At 66.9% G+C, this 19,151-nt stretch carries 17 protein-coding genes and 1 pseudogene; 7 read left to right on the forward strand and 11 right to left on the reverse strand.

The genetic code is table 11. The features are described from left to right. Nucleotides 1-24: 24 nt before the first annotated feature. Nucleotides 25-1,104 (reverse strand): annotated as a pseudogene (locus AC2T4A_RS24615) (HAMP domain-containing protein); the annotation flags it as partial. Nucleotides 1,105-1,363: 259 nt separating this feature from the next. Between AC2T4A_RS24615 and AC2T4A_RS24620 the strand changes: the two are divergent. Continuing rightward, the gene (locus AC2T4A_RS24620) at nucleotides 1,364-1,738 is read left to right on the forward strand and encodes a hypothetical protein (RefSeq protein ID WP_416746483.1); all 375 of its coding nucleotides are present in this window, start codon (nucleotides 1,364-1,366) and stop codon (nucleotides 1,736-1,738) included. Nucleotides 1,739-1,762: 24 nt separating this feature from the next. Here the strand turns inward: AC2T4A_RS24620 and AC2T4A_RS24625 are convergent, their stop codons facing one another. Next, on the reverse strand, nucleotides 1,763-2,371 hold the full coding sequence (locus AC2T4A_RS24625) for a flavin reductase family protein (RefSeq protein WP_478379018.1): 609 nt from the start codon (nucleotides 2,369-2,371) through the stop codon (nucleotides 1,763-1,765). Nucleotides 2,372-2,448: 77 nt separating this feature from the next. After that, nucleotides 2,449-2,727: a hypothetical protein gene (locus AC2T4A_RS24630; RefSeq protein ID WP_416746479.1), complete on the reverse strand. Its 279-nt coding sequence runs from the start codon at nucleotides 2,725-2,727 to the stop codon at nucleotides 2,449-2,451. A 151-nt stretch (nucleotides 2,728-2,878) separates the two neighbouring features. Between AC2T4A_RS24630 and AC2T4A_RS24635 the strand changes: the two genes are divergently transcribed. Next, on the forward strand, nucleotides 2,879-3,226 hold the full coding sequence (locus AC2T4A_RS24635) for a GFA family protein (protein WP_416747296.1): 348 nt from the start codon (nucleotides 2,879-2,881) through the stop codon (nucleotides 3,224-3,226). A 176-nt stretch (nucleotides 3,227-3,402) separates the two neighbouring features. On the opposite strand, the gene mnmH is transcribed toward AC2T4A_RS24635, so the two are convergent. Further along, nucleotides 3,403-4,503 carry a tRNA 2-selenouridine(34) synthase MnmH gene (gene mnmH, locus AC2T4A_RS24640; RefSeq protein ID WP_486742028.1) on the reverse strand — a complete coding sequence of 367 codons (1,101 nt, stop codon included), beginning with the start codon at nucleotides 4,501-4,503 and terminating at the stop codon, nucleotides 3,403-3,405. Next, nucleotides 4,503-5,537 (reverse strand): selenide, water dikinase SelD, encoded by a 1,035-nt coding sequence (gene selD / locus AC2T4A_RS24645; protein WP_045208728.1) that lies wholly within the window; start codon nucleotides 5,535-5,537, stop codon nucleotides 4,503-4,505. Before selD ends, mnmH begins: the two co-directional genes overlap by 1 nt. A 107-nt stretch (nucleotides 5,538-5,644) precedes the next feature. On the opposite strand from selD, the gene AC2T4A_RS24650 reads away from it, so the two are divergent. After that, nucleotides 5,645-6,682, forward strand: coding sequence for a patatin-like phospholipase family protein (locus AC2T4A_RS24650; RefSeq protein WP_416746475.1), 1,038 nt, complete (start codon nucleotides 5,645-5,647; stop codon nucleotides 6,680-6,682). Between the two features lie 451 nt (nucleotides 6,683-7,133). Here the strand turns inward: AC2T4A_RS24650 and AC2T4A_RS24655 are convergent, their stop codons facing one another. The 6 genes from AC2T4A_RS24655 to kdpF form a co-directional block, all read right to left on the reverse strand. After that, nucleotides 7,134-7,826 carry a response regulator gene (locus tag AC2T4A_RS24655; protein ID WP_192223781.1) on the reverse strand — a complete coding sequence of 231 codons (693 nt, stop codon included), beginning with the start codon at nucleotides 7,824-7,826 and terminating at the stop codon, nucleotides 7,134-7,136. Nucleotides 7,827-7,866: 40 nt separating this feature from the next. Then, complete coding sequence (locus AC2T4A_RS24660) at nucleotides 7,867-10,524, reverse strand: DUF4118 domain-containing protein (RefSeq protein ID WP_486742029.1); 2,658 nt, start codon at nucleotides 10,522-10,524, stop codon at nucleotides 7,867-7,869. A 151-nt stretch (nucleotides 10,525-10,675) separates the two neighbouring features. Continuing rightward, nucleotides 10,676-11,224: a potassium-transporting ATPase subunit KdpC gene (gene kdpC / locus AC2T4A_RS24665; protein ID WP_138525202.1), complete on the reverse strand. Its 549-nt coding sequence runs from the start codon at nucleotides 11,222-11,224 to the stop codon at nucleotides 10,676-10,678. Nucleotides 11,225-11,429: 205 nt separating this feature from the next. Then, on the reverse strand, nucleotides 11,430-13,490 hold the full coding sequence (gene kdpB / locus AC2T4A_RS24670; protein ID WP_416752620.1) for a potassium-transporting ATPase subunit KdpB: 2,061 nt from the start codon (nucleotides 13,488-13,490) through the stop codon (nucleotides 11,430-11,432). Between the two features lie 10 nt (nucleotides 13,491-13,500). Next, complete coding sequence (gene kdpA / locus AC2T4A_RS24675; protein ID WP_486742030.1) at nucleotides 13,501-15,195, reverse strand: potassium-transporting ATPase subunit KdpA; 1,695 nt, start codon at nucleotides 15,193-15,195, stop codon at nucleotides 13,501-13,503. A gap of 8 nt (nucleotides 15,196-15,203) precedes the next feature. Continuing rightward, nucleotides 15,204-15,293, reverse strand: a complete 90-nt coding sequence (gene kdpF / locus AC2T4A_RS24680; protein ID WP_009618573.1) for a K(+)-transporting ATPase subunit F — start codon at nucleotides 15,291-15,293, stop codon at nucleotides 15,204-15,206. Nucleotides 15,294-15,614: 321 nt separating this feature from the next. Between kdpF and AC2T4A_RS24685 the strand changes: the two genes are divergently transcribed. From AC2T4A_RS24685 to AC2T4A_RS24700, 4 genes are all read left to right on the forward strand, one after another. Next, on the forward strand, nucleotides 15,615-16,370 hold the full coding sequence (locus tag AC2T4A_RS24685; RefSeq protein WP_416752625.1) for a response regulator: 756 nt from the start codon (nucleotides 15,615-15,617) through the stop codon (nucleotides 16,368-16,370). Further along, a complete protein-coding gene (locus tag AC2T4A_RS24690; RefSeq protein WP_478379024.1) occupies nucleotides 16,351-17,484 on the forward strand; it encodes a sensor histidine kinase in 1,134 nt (377 codons plus the stop codon). The genes AC2T4A_RS24685 and AC2T4A_RS24690 overlap by 20 nt, the downstream gene beginning before the upstream one ends. Before the next feature lie 108 nt (nucleotides 17,485-17,592). Continuing rightward, a complete protein-coding gene (xopAW, locus tag AC2T4A_RS24695; protein ID WP_416752629.1) occupies nucleotides 17,593-18,369 on the forward strand; it encodes a XopAW family type III secretion system calcium-binding effector in 777 nt (258 codons plus the stop codon). A gap of 128 nt (nucleotides 18,370-18,497) precedes the next feature. After that, nucleotides 18,498-19,145, forward strand: coding sequence for a FadR/GntR family transcriptional regulator (locus AC2T4A_RS24700; protein WP_416752631.1), 648 nt, complete (start codon nucleotides 18,498-18,500; stop codon nucleotides 19,143-19,145). Nucleotides 19,146-19,151: the final 6 nt, after the last annotated feature.

The raw sequence follows: 19,151 nt of genomic DNA on the forward strand, positions 1-19,151 counted from the left end.
CAATTGCCCGACTTCGTCCTTGCGTCGTACTTCGACGCTCACGCTCAAATCGCCCTCGGCGATACGGCTGGCCATGCCGATGACCTGGCGCAGCGGCCGCACGATCATCCAGGTGATCAACAGCGACGCCAGCGCGCCCACCAGCAGCGCCAGGGCAGCCGATGCAACGATCAGCAGCGTGTTGGTGCGCAGCTGGGTCTGCATGGCCGAGTGCTGGGCGGCGTAGGCGTCGTCGACCTGCTGCATGACCTGAGCCGCGCGTTCGTTCATCTGCGCGTGAACCTGCTTTTCCTGTTCGAGGCTGGCGGTGTACTCGTCGAGCTTCTCGACGAAGGCGTTGATGTTGGTGATGACGTCCTTGAGCACCGAGACGTAGGTGGGATCGGTGATCGCTTCCTGCAGCTTGGCGGACAGTGCCAGCGCCTCGGCGGCAGACTTGATTCGCCCGCCCTCGCCATTCTCACCGTCGGCTTTCTCCTTGCTGCCGGCTTCCAGGCGCGAGCGCGCCTCGTTCAGGCCCTGCAGCACCAGACGGTAGAGCTGGCTGACCTGCGCGGCCTGCTGCAACAGTTCCTCGCCCTTCTGACCCTGGGAGTCCTTGAGCTCGTAGGCACCGTCGTCGGCCAGGCTGGATTGCAGGATGTCCAGGCTGTTGGACGCGCCGTTCACCGACCAGGTGGCGGCGTCCAGCGACAGGCGCCGGCTCCTGCTGGATTTCTCGAAACTGGCGAAGGCGGTGAGGTAGTCGGAGATGCCCTGCTCCACACGCGTCATTGCCGCTGCCTGGTCCGGCTGCGACTTGAGCCGTGCCACCGCTTCGCCGAGGTTGCCGGCGTGCTCGCGCAGGCGCTTGGCGGAAGCGTCGCTGGCGTCGATCACGAAGTCCTTCTCGCTCTGGCGCATTTCCAGCAGTTCGCGGTTGATGGTCGACATGTCGCCCAGCAGGTCGAAGCGCTGGGAAATCGTCCGTAGCGAGCTCACGCCGATCACCGCCACCAGGGCGGTGAGCAGCAGCACCAGGCCGAAACCGATGGCCAGTTTCTTCGCCGTGCCCATGTCGGCCAGACGACGCTGCACGAAGGCAACCATGGCTACTCCCCCCATCCGCAATGGCGTTGCAGGAAATCCTCGAAGGTCTCCTGCTCGTTATCGGTGCTTGTGGGCGGAACATTAGGAGCGCCGCCCATTGGCTGGATAGAGGGCGCGGCGGTGATGGCACGGTGATGCTGCACAGAGATACGTGGAGGTCGTATCCAGAACACTGAACAGCACTTTCCCACAACGGATACAGATAGAGCCGACAGCGACCTACCTACCCGACCGTTCAGATTCCGATCTCTGACCTTCCATTCCAGGTGCTCGGATGAACGCCTACTACCAACTGGTCCTGCAGCGCCCGCTGGCGGGATTCGCCCGCGAACTCCAGCTGCCGGAGCTGTACCGCGAGCAGCGGCGCCTCGATCCGTTGCTGCTGGCCCGCGGGCTGCTGCCGATCCGCCGCTTCGTCTGCCCGCTGGCCTGCGACGAAGTCCAGGGCGAGTGGCTGGACTGCTGGTTCGATGCCCAGGCCGGCTGGCGCCTGATGCATGGCATCGTCTGCCTGATCCACGACAACGCGCTGGAACTCGGCCGCCGCGACGAATTGCTCTCGGAACTCTTCGCCCTCGGCGAGCGGCTGGACGTGGCGCACATGGGCGGCATCCACTGGCATCTCGGCCTGGAACTGGAGTTCGCCTGACGCCACGGCGCCAGGCACTCGCGCTTACCTGGGACGAATCATGCTGAAGGTGTCGCGGGTGTAGCTGTACTGGGTGCCGCCCAGGCGGCCCACCAGATCCAGCTTCGCCGGGTCGACGTGGCGCTCGTCCTGCATCACCGACTCGTCGATGTGCGCCAGCAGCACGCGGGCGAAGATCAGCATGCTGGAAGGGTTCTGCGCCGGGTACGGCATGATTTCCGCCAGTTGGCATTCGAAGGCCACCGGCGCACCCACGACGCGGGGCGGTGCCACGCGCTCACTGGGCACGGTGGCGATGCCGGCGTGCTCGATCTCGCTGTCGCCGTGGGGCAGCCAGGCAGCGGTGGCGTTCATGGCCTCGGCCTGGGCGGCACTGACCAGGTGGATCACCAGCTCGCCGGTTTCGCGCACGTTGCGCAGGGTGTCCTTGACGCTGCCGTCTTCGCGCACACTGGTGTTGACCAGCAGGGTCGGCGGCGAATCGCTGATCACCTGGAAGAAGCTGAACGGCGCGAGGTTGCTCTTGCCGTCCGCGGACAGCGTGGTCACCCAGGCGATCGGCCGCGGCGTGACGGTGGAGGCCAGCCAGCGGTAGGACTCGGCCTTGGACAATTGAGTGAAGTCGAGTTGCATGGGCAGATCCGGACAAGACGGTGGGTAATGCGGCGGCAAGGCGCGGGCCGCAGCTAGCGGCCCGCCTGTGCGATGGCTCAGCGGCCGGCGCGGGATTCCTTGATGTAGAAGCGCGCGCGGCTGGCCTTGTCGGAACAGCCGGTGTAGGCCTCGACCTGCTGCTGGGTCTTGGCGGCGGTCAGCAGGCCCAGGGCCTTCGAGTAGCTGACGGTGCCGGCAAAACCTTCGGCCTTGGCCAGGTCCAGTTCGTGCCAGGCGGCGTTCAGTTCGTTGGCGCAGCTGTCGCGGTTGACGGTCTTGCCCGAGCAGCCGGCGACGGCCAGCAGCAGAGCGATGATCAGGGGAATGCGCGGCATGACGAAACTCCTGGAGGTGTTCGGGGATGAATCCAGCTTAGAACGCGGCGCAGAGGCCTGCCGGACGGCGCCGCAGTATGCCATCGGACGGATGGCATTCAAGCGACTACTACACTGTTTGACCACGGGATATCCCGACAGGAGAAGGATCATGGTGCATCAGGGTAGTTGCCATTGCGGACAGATCGCGTTCGAAGTGGAAGGGGATGTCGGTGAAGTCGTGTCATGCAACTGCTCGATCTGCAGGCGCAAGGGTTCGCTGCTGTGGTTCGTGCCGCGCGGCAAGCTGAAGCTGACGACTCCTGAGAGTGCGATGAGCACCTATACGTTCAACACCCACCGCATCGAGCATCGTTTCTGCCCCACCTGCGGCTGTGCTCCGCTGGCCTACGCCAGCGCGCCGGACGGCACGCCGATGGCGGCGATCAACGTGCGCTGCCTGCCCGGCGTTGAGCTGTCGGGGCTGACGGTGAAGGAGTATGACGGCAAGAGCCGCTGATTCCGCTGCGGCGTTGAAGCGATCACGGACAGAGCCCGCACCTGCAAAAGCCGGATGCAGCCAGGTGCCAATAGCGCGGAGCGCTTTGTTTGTAGGAGCGAGCTTGCTCGCGAACCGCCCAGGCACGGGATTGGCCGGGAAATCTGTTCGCGAGCAAGCTCGCTCCTACAAAAGAGCTAACGCTCCGCGCGGAACCTCAGATACTCCACGACCTCGTCCTGCGTCCCACGGAACTCCACGCGCTCGCCCTTGCTCTCGCGCTGGAAGGCATACATCGGGTCGTAGTACTCGCCCAGCAGCCCCTCGATCCAACCCCGGTGCAGGTCCACCGCGCCGCTGCGCTTCTGCTCTTCCAGGGCCGCATCCATGATCGCCGCCAGGCGTTGGTAACGCTCGCCGCCCAGGCGCTTGACGATGCCCGACAGGCTCTTGCGCAGGTACGCCGCGAAGGAGTCGAAACCACCCTCCTCGCCCACCACCTGCACATGGTCGGCACACAGGTTCACCACGTAGTCCTTGAGGATGCGCTCCACGCGCTGCTCGAAGCTGTCCTCCAGCCACACCAGCGGGTAGTGCTGCATGCCCTGGTACAGCTCCAGCGGCACCGAGCAGCTGCCGACAATGCGCCCCTCGTCCTCCAGCACGAACTGCTCCATGCCGGCATGACGCTTTTTCAGGATGTCGATGGCCAGGCGGTTCTCGAAATCGATCTGCGCCGGCTGCGGCGTGGCGCGGCGGCCAAAAGCGGAGCCGCGATGGTTGGCGTGGCCTTCCAGGTCCAGGCTGTTGGCCAGCTGGGCGATGACCTCGGTCTTGCCGGTGCCGGTCAGGCCGCCCACCAGCACGAACTGGCATTCCTCGACGGCGGCGCGGGTGGTGTCGAAGAGGAAGCCACGCATCGCCTTGTAGCCGCCAACCACGCGCGGATACTCGATGCCCGCCTCGCTCTTGAGCCATTGCTGGGTGATCTGCGAACGCAGACCGCCACGGAAGCAGTACAGGTAGCCCTCGGGATTGGCCGCGGCGAAGTTCGCCCAGGCCTCGATGCGCTCGGCCTTGAGCTGCCCGCAGACCAGCTCGTGGCCCAGGGCGATGGCCGCCTGCTGGCCGTGCTGCTTGTAACTGGTGCCAACCTTCTGCCGCTCGATGTCGTTCATCAGCGGCAGATTCACCACGTTTGGGAACGCGCCCTTGCCGAACTCGACCGGGGCGCGCACGTCCATCATCTTCACATCACCGAGGAACAGCTCGCGGTAGTGGCGGGTGTTGTCGCGCATCACTCCACCTCGACCGCGTGGCTCTGTCGGCCAACCAGTTCGCCGATGGGCGCCAGGTCCATGCCCAGCTCCTTGGCCGTGGCGAGGAACTGCGCCTCGCCCGCGGGCTCAACCGCCACCAGCAGGCCACCGCTGGTCTGCGGGTCGCACAGCAACAGCTTGTGCAGCTCCGGCAATGGCGCGATGCGCTCGCCGTAGCTGTCGAAATTGCGCAAGGTGCCGCCGGGCACGCAGCCGGCTTCCAGGTAGTACTCGACGCTGGCCAGGCGCGGCACGGCGTCGTAGCGAACGCGGGCAGTCAGGCCGCTACCGTCAGCCATTTCCACCAGGTGGCCGAGCAGGCCGAAGCCGGTGACGTCGGTCATCGCCTTCACGCCGTCGAGCTTGCCGAAGCGCGCGCCGGGCTTGTTCAGGGTGCACATCCAGTCACGGGCGACGCCCACGTCCTCGGCGCGCAGCTTGGCCTTCTTCTCGGCGGTGGTGAGAATGCCGATGCCCAGCGGCTTGGTCAGGTACAACTTGCAGCCGGCGGTGGCGGTGTCGTTGCGCTTCATGAAGCGCTTCTCCACCAGACCGGTGACGGCCAGACCGAAGATCGGCTCGGGCGCGTCGATGGAGTGCCCGCCGGCCAGCGGGATGCCAGCTTCGTCGCAGACCTTGCGGCCGCCGGCGATCACTTCGCGGGCGATTTCCGGCGCCAGCACATTCACCGGCCAACCCAGGATGGCGATGGCCATCAACGGGTCGCCGCCCATGGCGTAGATGTCACTGATGGCGTTGGTGGCGGCGATACGGCCGAAGTCGAAGGGATCGTCGACGATCGGCATGAAGAAGTCGGTGGTAGATACCACGCCGCGCTCGGCGTCGATTTCATAGACGGCCGCATCATCGCGCGAGGCGTTGCCGACCCACAGCTTCGGGTCAAGGTTCTGCGCGCCGCTGCCGGCGAGGATCACCTCCAGCACCTTGGGGGAAATCTTGCAGCCGCAACCGGCACCATGGCTGTACTGGGTCAGGCGGATCGGTTCGCTCATCGGGAGGCTCCGGCAGGGAAATCAAACGCCGATTCTAGCAAAGCCCGGCTTGGCGAGGCCGTCACCCCCGGCGTATCGTCGGGCAGTTCGTAACGCGGAGTTGCCCTATGTCAAAACAGATTGCGCTGGTGCTTGGCTCCGGCGGAGCCCGAGGTTATGCGCACATTGGCGTAATCGAGGAAATCGAACGGCGCGGCTATGAGGTGGTGTGCATCGCCGGCTGCTCCATGGGCGCGGTGATCGGCGGCATCTACGCCGCCGGCAAGCTGGGCGAGTACCGCGACTGGGTGGAAAGCCTGGACTACCTCGACGTGCTGCGCCTGCTGGACGTCAGCTTCCGCCTGGGCGCCATCCGCGGCGAGCGGGTGTTCGGCAAGATTCACGAACTGCTTGGCGAGATCAACATTGAGGACTTGCCGATTCCCTACACGGCGGTCGCCACCGACCTGACCAACCAGCAGGAAATCTGGTTCCAGGAAGGCTGCCTGCACCAGGCGATGCGTGCCTCGGCGGCGATCCCCAGCCTGTTCACCCCGGTGATGCAGGGCACCCGCATGCTGGTGGATGGCGGTTTGCTCAACCCGCTGCCCATCGTCCCGGTGGTCTCGACGCATGCCGACCTGATCGTCGCGGTCAACCTCAACGCCACCAACCAGCGCCAGTACTCGCTGCCGGTGATCGAGCGGCCCGCTGCGCTCAAGGGGCGCTTCGATTCGGTGATTTCGGGGCTGTCGAACAAGCTGAGCTTCTTCCGCCGAGGCGAAGTCGAGCCGCCACCCGAACTGATCGCCGACGCCCTGCTCCACCCGGTGCCGGCCGCCTCGGAAGAGCCCGCCGAACCGGAGATGCAGCAACCCGCCGCCGCTCCGCAGGCCAAAGGGTCGCCGCGCTCGGCCACCGGCAGCCACGTGATCGACAGCAGCAGCCCGGCCTCCTTGCTGGAACTGGTCAACCAGAGCTTCGAGGTGATGCAGACGTCGCTGGCGCAGTACAAGATCGCCGGCTACCCGCCGGACATCCTGATCAACGTGCCCAAGCGCGTTTGCCGCTTCTTCGAGTTCTACAAGGCCCCGGAACTCATCGCCCTCGGCCGGCAGATCGCCAGCGATACGCTGGATCGGTATGAGGCGGAGAATCCGTATTGACCGGCTGATCCGGTGCCGTGCGGGTTCGCGAGCAAGCTCGCTCCTACAGAAACCCAACCCGCGCGGCTCTGGCTCTGGCTCTGGCTCTGGCTTTTGAAGATTTCCAGAGAAATACCCGCGCACGCCGAACGCCCCGTTCAGGAGGCCTCGTTGAAGCGGAGTTTCAGGGGTTGAGCGGCATGGATGCCGCGAGAGCTGCGATGGGCCAGGGACGGCCCTTCGCAGCGTGCCCCTGAAACTTCGATTCAACGAGGGAATTTTTCGCCCCAAGCGAAAAACCGGATGATTGGGGCAAGACCTTTGCCTCCTTTGGGTCGTTTGCCAAAGGAGGTCGCCCGAGGGGGCGAAACAGGAAGCCAATGCGCGCTCCGGAGCGGCGCGGGAAACAAAGGCGCGAGGCACACACATCGCGGACGGAGTCCGCTCCTACGCGGGAACGTACGTCGCGCGATCAGGCCTCGCGCAAGCGATAACCGACACCAGCCTCGGTGACGATGAATCGCGGCGTCGCCGGATCATCGGCGAGCTTCTGCCGCAGATGGCCAACCACTACGCGCAGGTAGTGGGTGTCCTCGGTATGCGTCGGCCCCCAGATGTCCTTGAGTAGTTGCTGCTGGGTGACCACCCGGCCAACGTGGCGCGCCAGGGTCGACAGTACGGCGTACTCCTTGCGGGTCAGCGAGACTTCCTCGCCATCGAGCAGTACACGACGATAGGAGAAATCCACACTCAGCGGCCCCACCGCAACCACTGCTTCCTGCGTCTCGCCGCTCGCGCCCTGGCGCAACAGCACGCGGATGCGCGCGAGAAACTCCTGGATGCCGAAGGGTTTGGTCACGTAGTCGTTGGCGCCGCTGTCCAGCGCCAGCACCTTCTCGCTTTCGCTGGCGCGCACCGAGAGCACCAGCACCGGCACCTGCGACCACTCGCGCAGCTCACGCAGCACATCCTGGCCGTCCTTGTCCGGCAGGCCGAGATCGAGCACCACCAGGTCCGGGCGGCCCAGCGCTGCCTGGGCCAGGCCCTCTTCGCCGGTGCCGGCTTCGAGCACCTTGTAGCCGCCGGCACTCAGGCTGATGCGGAGGAACTTGCGGATCTGCGGTTCGTCGTCGACGACCAGGATGGTGGCGGCGCTGGCGTTCATCGGCAGTCCGGGATGGCTGGGGGCGTCCAGCTTGAGCCTTTCAGACAGCAGCATCAAGCTGCTCCAGGTCCGGCTGTTGTTGCAGCGGCAGGTGCAACACGAGGGTGGTGCCGCGCCCGTCGATGCCATCCTCGACGGTGATCCGCCCACCATGGGCACCAACCATGCCCTGGCAGATCGCCAGGCCCAGCCCGGTGCCCTGCCCGCCACGGTCGCCTCGCGCGGCGGTGTAGAACATGTCGAAGATCTTCTCGCGCTCGGCCGGCGGAATGCCCGGCCCTTCGTCGCTGACCAGGAAACGCAACTCCTCCTCGCCCTGCTCCACCGCCACCCGCAGGCGGCCTTGCGGCGGAGAGAAGCGCGCGGCGTTTTCCAGCACGTTGACCAGCGCCTGCTCGATCAGCGCGGCATGCACATAGAGCAGCGGCAGCTCCGGCGGCACGCGGGTTTCCACGCGATAGGGGGCGACCACGGCGCGCAGGCGGTTGAGCGCACTGCCGACGATGTCGCCGGGCGACACCCAGTCGCGCGACAGCTTCAGGCCACCGTGGCCGAGGCGGGTCATGTCCAGCAGGTTCTGGATGTAGCGATCCAGGCGCTCGGCCTCGTCACGGGTGCTTTCCAGCAGCTCGCGGCGATCCGGCGGTGGGATCGCATCGCCCAGCGCCAGCAGGCTATCGATGGCGCCACGCATGGAGGTGAGCGGCGTCCGCAGGTCGTGGCTGACCGAGGCCAGCAGCGCGCTGCGCAGTTGTTCGGTTTCGCCGTGCAGACGCGCGGCTTCGAGGTCCTCAGCCAACCGCGCGCGGGCCAATGCTTGCGCCAACGGTTGACCAAGAGCAGCCAGCAGACGACGGCGCGCCCCAGGCAAAGCTTGCGAATCGCGCGGGCTGACGCCCAGCAGTGCCAGCGGGCCGTCCTCGCCGGACAGCGGCCACCACCACCAGCGTCCACCCGGCAACGTGCCAGTGCCCAGTCCCGCGGGCTGGTCGTGCTGCCAGGCCCAGTCGGCGGCGGCGCGTTCCTGGTCTTCCAGCGTGCGGTTGAGGCCACCCTCCAGTTTCCACTCGCCGTTGACCCGGCCGAGCAGGCAGATATCCAGCCCCTCCCAGCCGCCCAGTTGTTGCACTGCGGCCGCCATCACCGCCTGGCGGTCAGTGGCGGCGGTCAGCTTGCGCGACAGCTCGAGCATCTGGCTGGTCTCTTCCTGCGTCTCGCGCAGCGCTTGCAGTTGCCGGCGCTGGCGAGCCGCGAGGTTGCCAGTGAGGCCGGCCATGAGCAGGAAGAACAGCAGGGTCAGGACGTCTTCTTCGCGCTGGATGGAAAAGGAGAAATGCGGCGGTATGAACAGGAAGTCGTAGGCCAGGAACGACAGCACCGCACAGGCCAGCGACGGACCCAGGCTGCTGCGCACCGCCACAAGCAGCACGGCGGCGAGAAAGACCAGGGAGATGTTCGGCAGCTCCAGCACGCTGGCCACGCCCCAAGCCAGTGCGCTGGCGCAGGCAGCGGCCAGCGCAGCGAGCAGGTAATTGCCCCAGGGCCAGGGCGCTTGCGCGCGAACCTTGGGCGGAGTGAGATCGGCCTCGCTGCCGAGCACGCTGATTTCCAGCCCGTCGCCCAGGCGCAGCAGGCGCGCGGCGAGCCCGCCGCCGAACAGCTGGCGGTACCAGCGTTGTCGTGAGCGGCCGACCAGCAACAGCGTGGCGCGACGTTCCTTGGCGTGTTCGACCAGGGTTCGTGCGACTTCGCCACCGCGCAGTTCGACAACATCGCCGCCCAGGCGCTCCGCCAGTTGCTGGGCACTCTGCAGTTGCATGCGCGACTCTTCGCTGCGCGCCTCGCCGGTATCCACATGCACCAGCGACCAGGGCAGGTGCCGGCGCTCGGCTACGCGGCAAGCGTGGCGCACCAGGCGCTCGGCGTTGTGTTCGCCGTCCACGCCGACCAGCAAGCGCCCGCGCACGGCGGGCGCCTCGCCGCCCTGCTGGCGGTAGCGATGGGCAAGGTCGGCATCGACCCGCGCGGCGGCAGTCTGCATGGCCAGCTCGCGCAGCGCGGTGAGATTGGTCTGGCTGAAAAAGGCGTCGATGGCGGCGCGGGCCTGCTCGGGCACGTAGACCTTGCCCTCGCGCAGGCGCTCCAGCAGCTCGCGCGGCGGCAGGTCGATGAGCAGCAGTTCGTAGGCTTCCTGCAGCACCCAGTCGGGCACGGTTTCGCGAACCTGCACGCCGGTGATATCGCGGACGTGATCGTTAAGGCTTTCCAGGTGCTGGACGTTGACCGTGGTGTAGACGTCGATGCCGGCGGAGAGCAGTTCCTGAATGTCCTGCCAGCGCTTGGCGTGGCGGCTGCCGGGGGCGTTGCTGTGGGCCAGCTCGTCCACCAGCGCCAGCGTCGGCGGCTCGCTGAGCAGTCCATCGAGGTCCATTTCCTCCAGGATGATGCCACGGTAGACGGAGCGCTTGAGCGCCTGTTGCGGCAGGCCGGCGAGCAATGCCTCGGTCTCGGCACGACCGTGGGTTTCCACGACACCGACGCGCAGCTTCACGCCCTGGCGCAGCTGACTCTGGGCGGCCAGCAGCATGGCGTAGGTCTTGCCGACGCCCGGCGCGGCGCCGAGGAATACCTTGAGGCGGCCACGGCCCATGGGAGGCAGGTCGGCCAGCAGGGCGTCGGCGCGGTTGGGGTCGGTCATGTCGCTATCCTCGGGGCGCTTTCGGCGCTCGCTTGATGTTTTGCCAGGGAGAGCCTCCCCTCTCCCCAGCCCTCTCCCAGAGGGGAGAGGGAGCGGTCCGCTACAGGTTGGTGACCTTGTGCATCGACCTGGACGGCTCTGGCGCTGGAGTCTAGCGAGGCAGGCTGGCCAGGGCCATGTTCAGCGCCAGCACGTTGACCACGGCGGGGCCGATCAGCGGGCGCTCGGTGTTCGCCTCCACCAGCTTCTCCAGGCTCGCGGCCGGTACGCCGCGCTCCAGGGCGATGCGTGGCACCTGGTACAGCGCGGCAGCGGGCGGCAGCTGCGGGTCGAGGCCGCTGCCGGAGGTAGTGACCAGCGCCAGCGGCACCGGCTGCGCACCGATCTGCTGGGCAGCGGCGTCCTTGGCGATTCGTTCGGCCAGCGCCGGGTTGCCGGGCGCGAGGTTGCTGGCGCTGCTGGAGACGGTGGCGAAGTCGCCGGCGGAGGGGCGCGAATGGAACCACTGGGCGCCGTCGAACTTCTGCGCGATCAGGGCCGAGCCGCGTACGTTGCCCTGGTCATCACGCACCAGGCTGCCGTTGGCCTGATCGTGGAACGCGACCTGGGCGATGCCGGTGACGGCCAGTGGGTAAGCGACGCCGGTGACGGCACTGAGCAGTACCAGCGAGGCGATGGCGGGGCGGAGTTGGTTGAGCATTTTTCGTGTTCCTCTGTTGGGTCGGGGGCGGGGCTGGCTACCCTCTCCCCCGCCCTCTCCCTGAAGGGAGAGGGAGTTGTTCGGTGCACCCGGCCCGTTCAGCGCCGGGCGTTGCCTGTAGGAGCGAGCTTGCTCGCGAACAGTCATCCGGCTGCTCCGGCGCTCGGGCGGTTCGCGAGCGAGCTCGCTCCTACGAAAAGCCGATTCAGGCGAGGCCGATAGCGACCAGCAGCATGTCGATCACCTTGATCCCCACGAACGGCGCCACCAGCCCGCCCACGCCGTAGATCAGCAGGTTGCGCCGCAGCAGCTGCGAGGCGTCGCTGGCCTGTACGCGCACGCCGCGCAGGGCCAGCGGGATCAACGCGACGATGATCAGCGCGTTGAACACAATGGCCGAGAGGATGGCGCTCTGCGGGCTGGCCAGCTTCATTACGTTGAGCACGCCCAGTTGCGGGTAGATGCCGGCGAACAGCGCGGGAAGGATGGCGAAGTACTTGGCCACGTCGTTGGCCACCGAGAAGGTGGTCAGCGCGCCACGGGTCACGAGCAGCTCCTTGCCCACCTGCACCACGTCGAGCAGCTTGGTCGGGTCGCTGTCCAGGTCCACCAGGTTGGCGGCCTCGCGGGCGGCCTGGGTGCCGTCGTTCATGGCCATGCCGACATCAGCCTGCGCGAGGGCCGGAGCATCGTTGGCGCCGTCGCCGCACATGGCGACCATGCGGCCCTCGCCCTGCTCCTGGCGGATGCGCGCCAGCTTCTTCTCTGGCGTGGCCTCGGCAATCACATCGTCCACACCCGCTTCGGCAGCGATGGCGGCGGCGGTCAACGGGTTGTCGCCGGTCACCATCACGGTGCGGATACCCATGCGGCGCAGCTCGGCGAAGCGCTCGCGGATACCCGGCTTGACCACGTCCTTGAGGTGGATGGCGCCCAGCAGCTTGCCGTCGGCCACCACCAGCAGCGGGGTGCCGCCACTCTGGGCGATGCGCTCGATCTCCTTGGCGAGGCTTTCCGGCATCTGCGAGCGGTCCAGGCCGACGAAGGCCAGCGCGGCGTCCACGGCGCCCTTGCGGTAGACATGGCCGTCGAAGTCGATCCCCGACAGGCGCGTCTCGGCGCTGAAGGCAATCGGCGTCACACGGTTACGGTCCGGCTCCGGCAGGATGATCTGCGCACGGAGGAACTCGACGATGGATTTGCCCTCGGGCGTATCATCGGCCAGCGAGGCAAGGAACGCGCCTTCGGCCAGTTCCAGCGGTTGCACGCCGGGGGCGGTGTGCAACGCGCTGCAGCGGCGGTTGCCGAAGGTGATGGTGCCGGTCTTGTCGAGCATCAGCACATGCACATCCCCCGCCGCTTCCACGGCGCGGCCCGACTTGGCGATGACGTTCAGGCGCACCAGACGGTCCATGCCGGCGATACCGATGGCCGAAAGCAGACCGCCGATGGTGGTGGGGATCAGCGTGACCAGCAGCGCCACCAGGAACACCAGCGGCAGATTGCCGCCGACGAACAGGGCGAACGGCTTCAGGGTGACGACCACCAGCAGGAAGATCAGCGTCAGGCCGATCAGCAGGATATCCAGCGCCACTTCGTTGGGGGTCTTCTGGCGCTTGGCGCCCTCCACCAGGGCGATCATGCGGTCGAGGGTGGACTCGCCGGGGTTGGCGGTGATCTTCACCAGCAGCCAATCGGAAACCAACCGGGTGTTGCCGGTGACGGCGGAGCGGTCGCCGCCGGATTCGCGGATCACCGGCGCGGATTCGCCGGTGATGGCGGCTTCGTTGACCGCCGCCACGCCTTCGATCACCTCGCCGTCGCCGGGGATCAGCTCGCCAGCCTCGACGCGCACCACGTCGCCCTTGCGCAGGCTGCTGGCGGCGACTTTCTCGAACTTGCCGCTGGCGGTCCGGCGCATGGCCTGCAGGCCCTGGGTGCCGGCCTTGAGGCTGTCGGCGCGGGCCTTGCCGCGGCCTTCGGCGAGGGCTTCGGCGAAGTTGGCGAAGAGCACGGTGAACCAGAGCCACACGGCAATCTGCACGGCGACGAAGGTGGGCACCGCCTCACCACCGACCACACAGAGCACGGTGGTCAGTACGGCAGTCAGGGCCACCACCAGCATCACCGGCGAGCGTTGCAACTGGCGCGGGTCAAGCTTGACAAAGGCCTGCAGCAGCGCCGGTTTCCACAGGGCGGACAGCGCGGTGGTCGGACGTTTCTCGGCGGCCTTGTTCAGGACCAGTTCCAGGGTTTTAGCGTTCATGAAAGGTTCCTCAGAAACCGAGCGTCAGGTGATCGGCCACCGGGCCCAGCACCAGCGTCGGCAGGAAGTTCAGGCCGCCCACCAGCAGGATGGTGGCGGTCAGCAGGCTGACGAACAGCAGGCCGTGGGTGGGGAAACTGTTGGGGCCCACGGGTGTGGCTTTCTTCGCCGCCAGGCTGCCGGCGATCGCCAGCACCGGCAGGATGTAGCCGAAGCGGCCGATCAGCATGGCCAGGGCGATCATCAGGTTGTGGAACGGCGTGTTGGCGCCGAAGCCACCGAAGGCCGAGCCGTTGTTCGCGGTGCCCGAGGTGTAGGCATAAAGCAACTGGCTGAAACCATGTGCGCCGGGGTTGCTGACCGCCGAGGCCGGGCCCGGCAGGCTGGCGGCGATGGCACCGAGCACCAGTACGCCGACCGGCATCACCAGCAGGGTCGCCACCAGCAGGCGGACTTCGCGGGCTTCGAGTTTCTTGCCGAGGTATTCGGGGGTGCGGCCGACCATCAGCCCGGCGAGGAACACCGCCACCAGGACGAACAGCAGCATGCCGTAGAGCCCCGCGCCGACGCCGCCGAAGATCACTTCGCCGACCATCATGTTGAGCATCGCCACCATGCCCGACAGCGGGTTCAGGCTGTCATGCATGGCGTTCACCGAGCCGTTGGAGGCGGCGGTGGTGGTCACCGACCAGAGCACGCTGGCAGTGGTGCCGAAGCGGCTTTCCTTGCCTTCCAGCGGCGCGACCTGCTCCACCGGCAGCGCGCTGAGCGCCGGGTTCGGCTGGTACTCGGCCCACAGCGAAGCACCCAGGCCGAGGGCGAACAGCACCAGCATGCAGCCGAGGATGGCGCGGCTCTGGCGCAGGTCCTTCACGTAGTGGCCGAAGGTGAACACCAGCGCGGCCGGGATCAGGATGATCGACACGACCTCGAACAGGTTGCTCCAGATGGTCGGGTTCTCGAACGGATGCGCCGAGTTCACGCCGAAGAAACCGCCACCATTGGTGCCCAGCTGCTTGATGGCAATCTGGCTGGCCGCCGGGCCCAGCGGGATGGACTGGTCGGCGCCCTGCACGGTCAGCGCGTGGGCATAGTCGAGGAAGGTCTGCGGCACGCCCTGCCAGACCAGCAACAGCGCCAGCAGCAGGCACAGCGGGATCAGCCCGTAGAGGGTAGCGCGGGTCAGGTCGACCCAGAAGTTGCCGAGGTTGTTCGTCGACTTGCGCGAGATGCCACGGGCCAACGCCACCAGCACGGCCAGGCCGACGGCGGCGCTGACGAAGTTCTGCACGGTCAGGCCGAGCATCTGGCTCAGGTAGCTGAGCGAGGCTTCGCCGCTATAGGCCTGCCAGTTGGTGTTGGTGACGAAACTCACCGCAGTGTTGAACGCCAGCGTCCACTCCAGGCCCGGCAGGTTCTGCGGGTTGAGCGGCAGCAGCCCCTGCAGCATGAGGATGGCGAACAGCAGCACCAATCCCACCAGGTTGAACGCCAGCAGGGCCAGGGTATAGCCCTTCCAGTCCTGCTCGTCTTCAGGATGGATGCCGCACGCGCGATAAATGGCCCGCTCCACCGGCAGGAACACGGGACTGAGGAAGGTGCGCTGCCCCTCCATCACCTTGTAGTAGAAGCGCCCGAGGAAGGGCGCCGGCACCAGCACCAGCGCCAGGAAGGCGACGATCAGCAACACGTCATGACTGTTCATGAACGCTCCTAGGAACGGTCGGCGCGCAACAGCGCCACCAGCAGGTAGATGAACAGTCCCGTGGCCAGGACCAGGGACACACCGTCGAGCACGCTCATGATTGCTTTCTCCTCACGCGGGCGATTCCATCGCTTGAAACGGCGTTTGCCGCTTGACGGAAATTTTCCGCAAGCAACGCGTAAAGGAGCGATTCCCGCACTCGGCGAGGCGCATAAAGAAAACGTAAAAAACCGCTCTGCAATGGCATGCCGCGACTTTGTATCGAACCCGACACACAGCGGACACGCTGGCGACACCCGCGGGCCGCAGCCTCGCCGACCATGGCCCGCGCACGCGATGACGGGTTAGCATGCACGTGTCGCATGCCCCTGGCGGCCTCTGGCCATCCTGCCCCACGTTCTCCCGCGACAGGTTTCTTCATGTACCCGACCTCTACCGACGACCCACGCCGCTGGACTACCCGTGCACTGCTGGTGGATGACGACGAGCCGATCCGCGAGCTGCTCTGCGGTTACCTCGCGCGCTTCAACATCGAGACCCACGGCGTCGCCGACGGCGTCGAAATGCGTCGTGCGCTGGAGAACGAAAGCTTCGACGTAGTAGTGCTGGACCTGATGCTGCCCGGCGAAGACGGGTTGTCCCTGTGCCGTTACCTGCGCGCCGAGTCAGACATCCCGATCCTCATGCTCACCGCACGCTGCGAGCCGGCGGACCGCATCATCGGCCTGGAACTGGGTGCCGACGACTACATGGCCAAGCCCTTCGAGCCGCGCGAACTGGTAGCACGCATCCAGACCATCCTGCGCCGTGTGCGCGGCACCAGCCTCACCAGCGAGGAAGGCAGCCGCGGCGAACCGCGCGCCCAGGTGCGCTTCGATCAGTGGCGCCTGGACAGCGTGTTGCGCCAGTTGCATGCGCCCGATGGCCTGGTGGTGCCGCTGTCCAACGCTGAATTCCGCCTGCTCTGGGTGTTCCTCGAACGCCCGCGGCGGGTGCTCAACCGTGAACTGCTGCTGGACGCCGCCCGTGGCCGCGCCATCGAAGCCTTCGACCGCAGCATCGACCTGCTGGTCTCGCGCCTGCGGCAGAAGCTTGGCGACGATCCGCGCTCGCCGCGGCTGATCAAGACCGTGCGCGGTGAAGGGTACCTGTTCGATGTCCGCGACATCGCCTGAGTCCGCGCCCGAGCGCGCAAAGGAAAAACCCCTGGAGCGTGCCGACAGCCTGTTCGCCCGGCTGTTCGGGGTATTCCTGCTGGCCATCGTGGTCGCCCACCTGCTGGCGTTCGCCTGGTTCCACCATTACGGTCCGCGCCACGAGCCGCCACCTCCCCCGCCTCCGCCGACGGAACACGGCTTCGAGCGCGGCCCTCCTCCAGGAGGTTTCCAGGCAGGCCCCGAAGGCTTCCGTCCGCCGCCACCGCCCGGCCCGCGCCTGCCGTTCTGGAGCGTTCCTTTCGCCTTCCAGTTGCTGACACTGATCCTCGCCGCCTATGTCGGCGCGCGCCTGCTCGCCCGCCCGGTGCAACACATGGGCGACGCCGCATTGCGCCTCTCCGAGGACCTGGACAGCCCGCCGCTGCCGGAAACCGGCCCGCGCGAAGCACGCCAGGCGGCCCACGCCTTCAATCGCATGCGCGAACGTATCCGCGAACAGGTGCAGCAGCGCAGCCGCATGCTGGTAGCGGTGTCCCATGACCTGCGCACCCCGCTGTCGCGTCTGCGCCTGCGCGTCGAGGAGATCGACAACCCGCAACTGCGCACCCGCATCGGCCAGGACCTGGCCGAGATGATCGGCATGCTCGACTCCACCCTGCACTACCTGCAGCAGGAACGCGCCACCGAGCCGCTGCAGTGGTTCGACGTGAAGGCGCTGGCCGACTCGCTGGCGGAAGACGCCTGCGAACGCGGTGCCGATGTCGGCGTGGAGGGTTACTGCGCTCCGCTCAAGGTGCAGCCGATGGCGCTGCGCTCGTGCCTGAACAACCTGCTGGACAATGCCCTGCGCTACGCCGGCGATGTCAGCATCGAGTTGCGCGACGGCATGCGCGAACTGGAAATCCGCGTGCGCGACCATGGCCCGGGCATTCCCGCCGAGCTGCGCGAACAGGTGTTCGAACCCTTCTTCCGCCTGGAAGGCTCGCGCAACCGCAATTCCGGCGGCGTCGGCCTGGGCCTGGCCATCGCCCGCGATGCCGCGCGGCGCCAGGGCGGCGACCTGTACTTCGAGGAAACCCCCGGCGGCGGCGCCACCGCCGTGCTGCGCCTGCCCAGAAGCACAACGGCGTAACGCCGTTGTAGCCGCCAGCAAACAAAGCGCACAAACCCGCGACACAGACATACCCGAGGCTGTCATCAGCGGAGAACCCTCCGCTTCGGCAACCACGGAGATTCCCCCATGATCAGCGGCGTGAGCAGCAGCTATGCGAGCTACTACACCAGCTCGCTCGCCCGTACCCAGACCGCCAGCAGCACCACCGCCACGCAGGGCGGCGGCACTGGCAACTCCCAGGGCGCGGCGAAATTCCAGGAAGACCTGTTCAAGTCCATCGACAGCGATGGCGACGGCAGCATCAGCAAGGACGAACTGACCAGCGCGCTGTCGTCCAGTGACGACTCGAACAGCAGCGACATCGACATCGACGCCCTGCTCAGCGAGCTGGACAGCGACAGCAGCGGCGGCATCTCCCAGGACGAACTGGCGGCGGCCATGCCTCCTCCCCCACCACCACCCGGCGACATGGGCATGGGCGATTCCGCCGAAGACCTGATCAGCGCGCTGGACAGTGACGGTGACGGCAGCATCAGCAGCGACGAACTCTCCGCCCTGGGAAGCAGCGACGACAGCGAACGCCTGAGCGAGCTGTTCAGCCAGCTCGACGCGGACGGCAGCGGTTCCATCAGCAGCGACGAGCTTTCCAGCGCGCTGCAGGCCCAACGTCCCGAGGGCCCGCCGCCGCCCCCGCCGGCTTCGGCCGCCAGCGGCTCGTTCGACAATTCCTCCAGCAGTTCTTCGGACAGCACGACGACCACTGCCACCAGCACATCGTCGACCAGCGCCAACACCGGTGCCGCCTACCAGAAACTGGTGGCCAACCTGCTCAAGCAGTACCAGAGCAGCGAAGTCACAACCCTCCAGGCGACCAGTGGCAGCCTGGTGAACATCGCCGCCTGATCCGCGTCGATGCCCACCGCCGGAGCGCCCCCCGCTCCGGCGGCCCTCTCTTCTTCCCGGATTGCCAGCCAGCGTGGAACTGTCCTAATCTTGGCCTCACCAAATTCATCCGATGATTGGATGTTTCAATGCCAAGCCCCATTCAGAAGCGCTCGCTGGTGGACATCGCCCTCGAGCAGATCCACCTGCGTATCGCCGACGGCACCTGGCCACTGGGCCAGCGCCTGCCTCCGGAGCCGGAACTGGCCGAGTCCCTCGGTATCAGCCGCAATACCGTGCGCGAAGCGGTGCGCGTGCTGACCTTCTCCGGCGTGCTGGAAGTGCGCCAGGGCGACGGCACCTACGTGCGCGCCTGCGCCAACCCGCTGGACACCATGCTGGTGCTGGCCCGCAGCTCGGTGGAGCAGGCACTGGAAGCACGCGGCGTCATCGAAGTGGAAGCCAGCCGGCTGGCCGCCGAGCGCCGGACCGAAGCCGACCTCGCCGCCCTGCGCGAAGCGCTGGAAGCCTCCGCCGTGCATCACGGCGGATCACTGGATCAGTACATCGCCCATGACCTGGCCTTCCACCAGCGCGTGGTGGACAGCGCCCACAACCCGGTGCTCAGCGAGCTGTACCGCTACTTCTCCCAGGTGATCCGCGCCGGCCTGGAGCGCACCATCGGCGACCCGACCCGTCCGCAGCCGAGCTTCGAGCTGCACCGCGAGCTGCTGGACGCCATCGCCCGTGGCGACGCCGACGCGGCGGCACAGGCGAACCGCGCGCTGCTGATCTGATTCCTG

This window comes from Pseudomonas sp. PVC-3-1, from assembly GCF_057444315.1.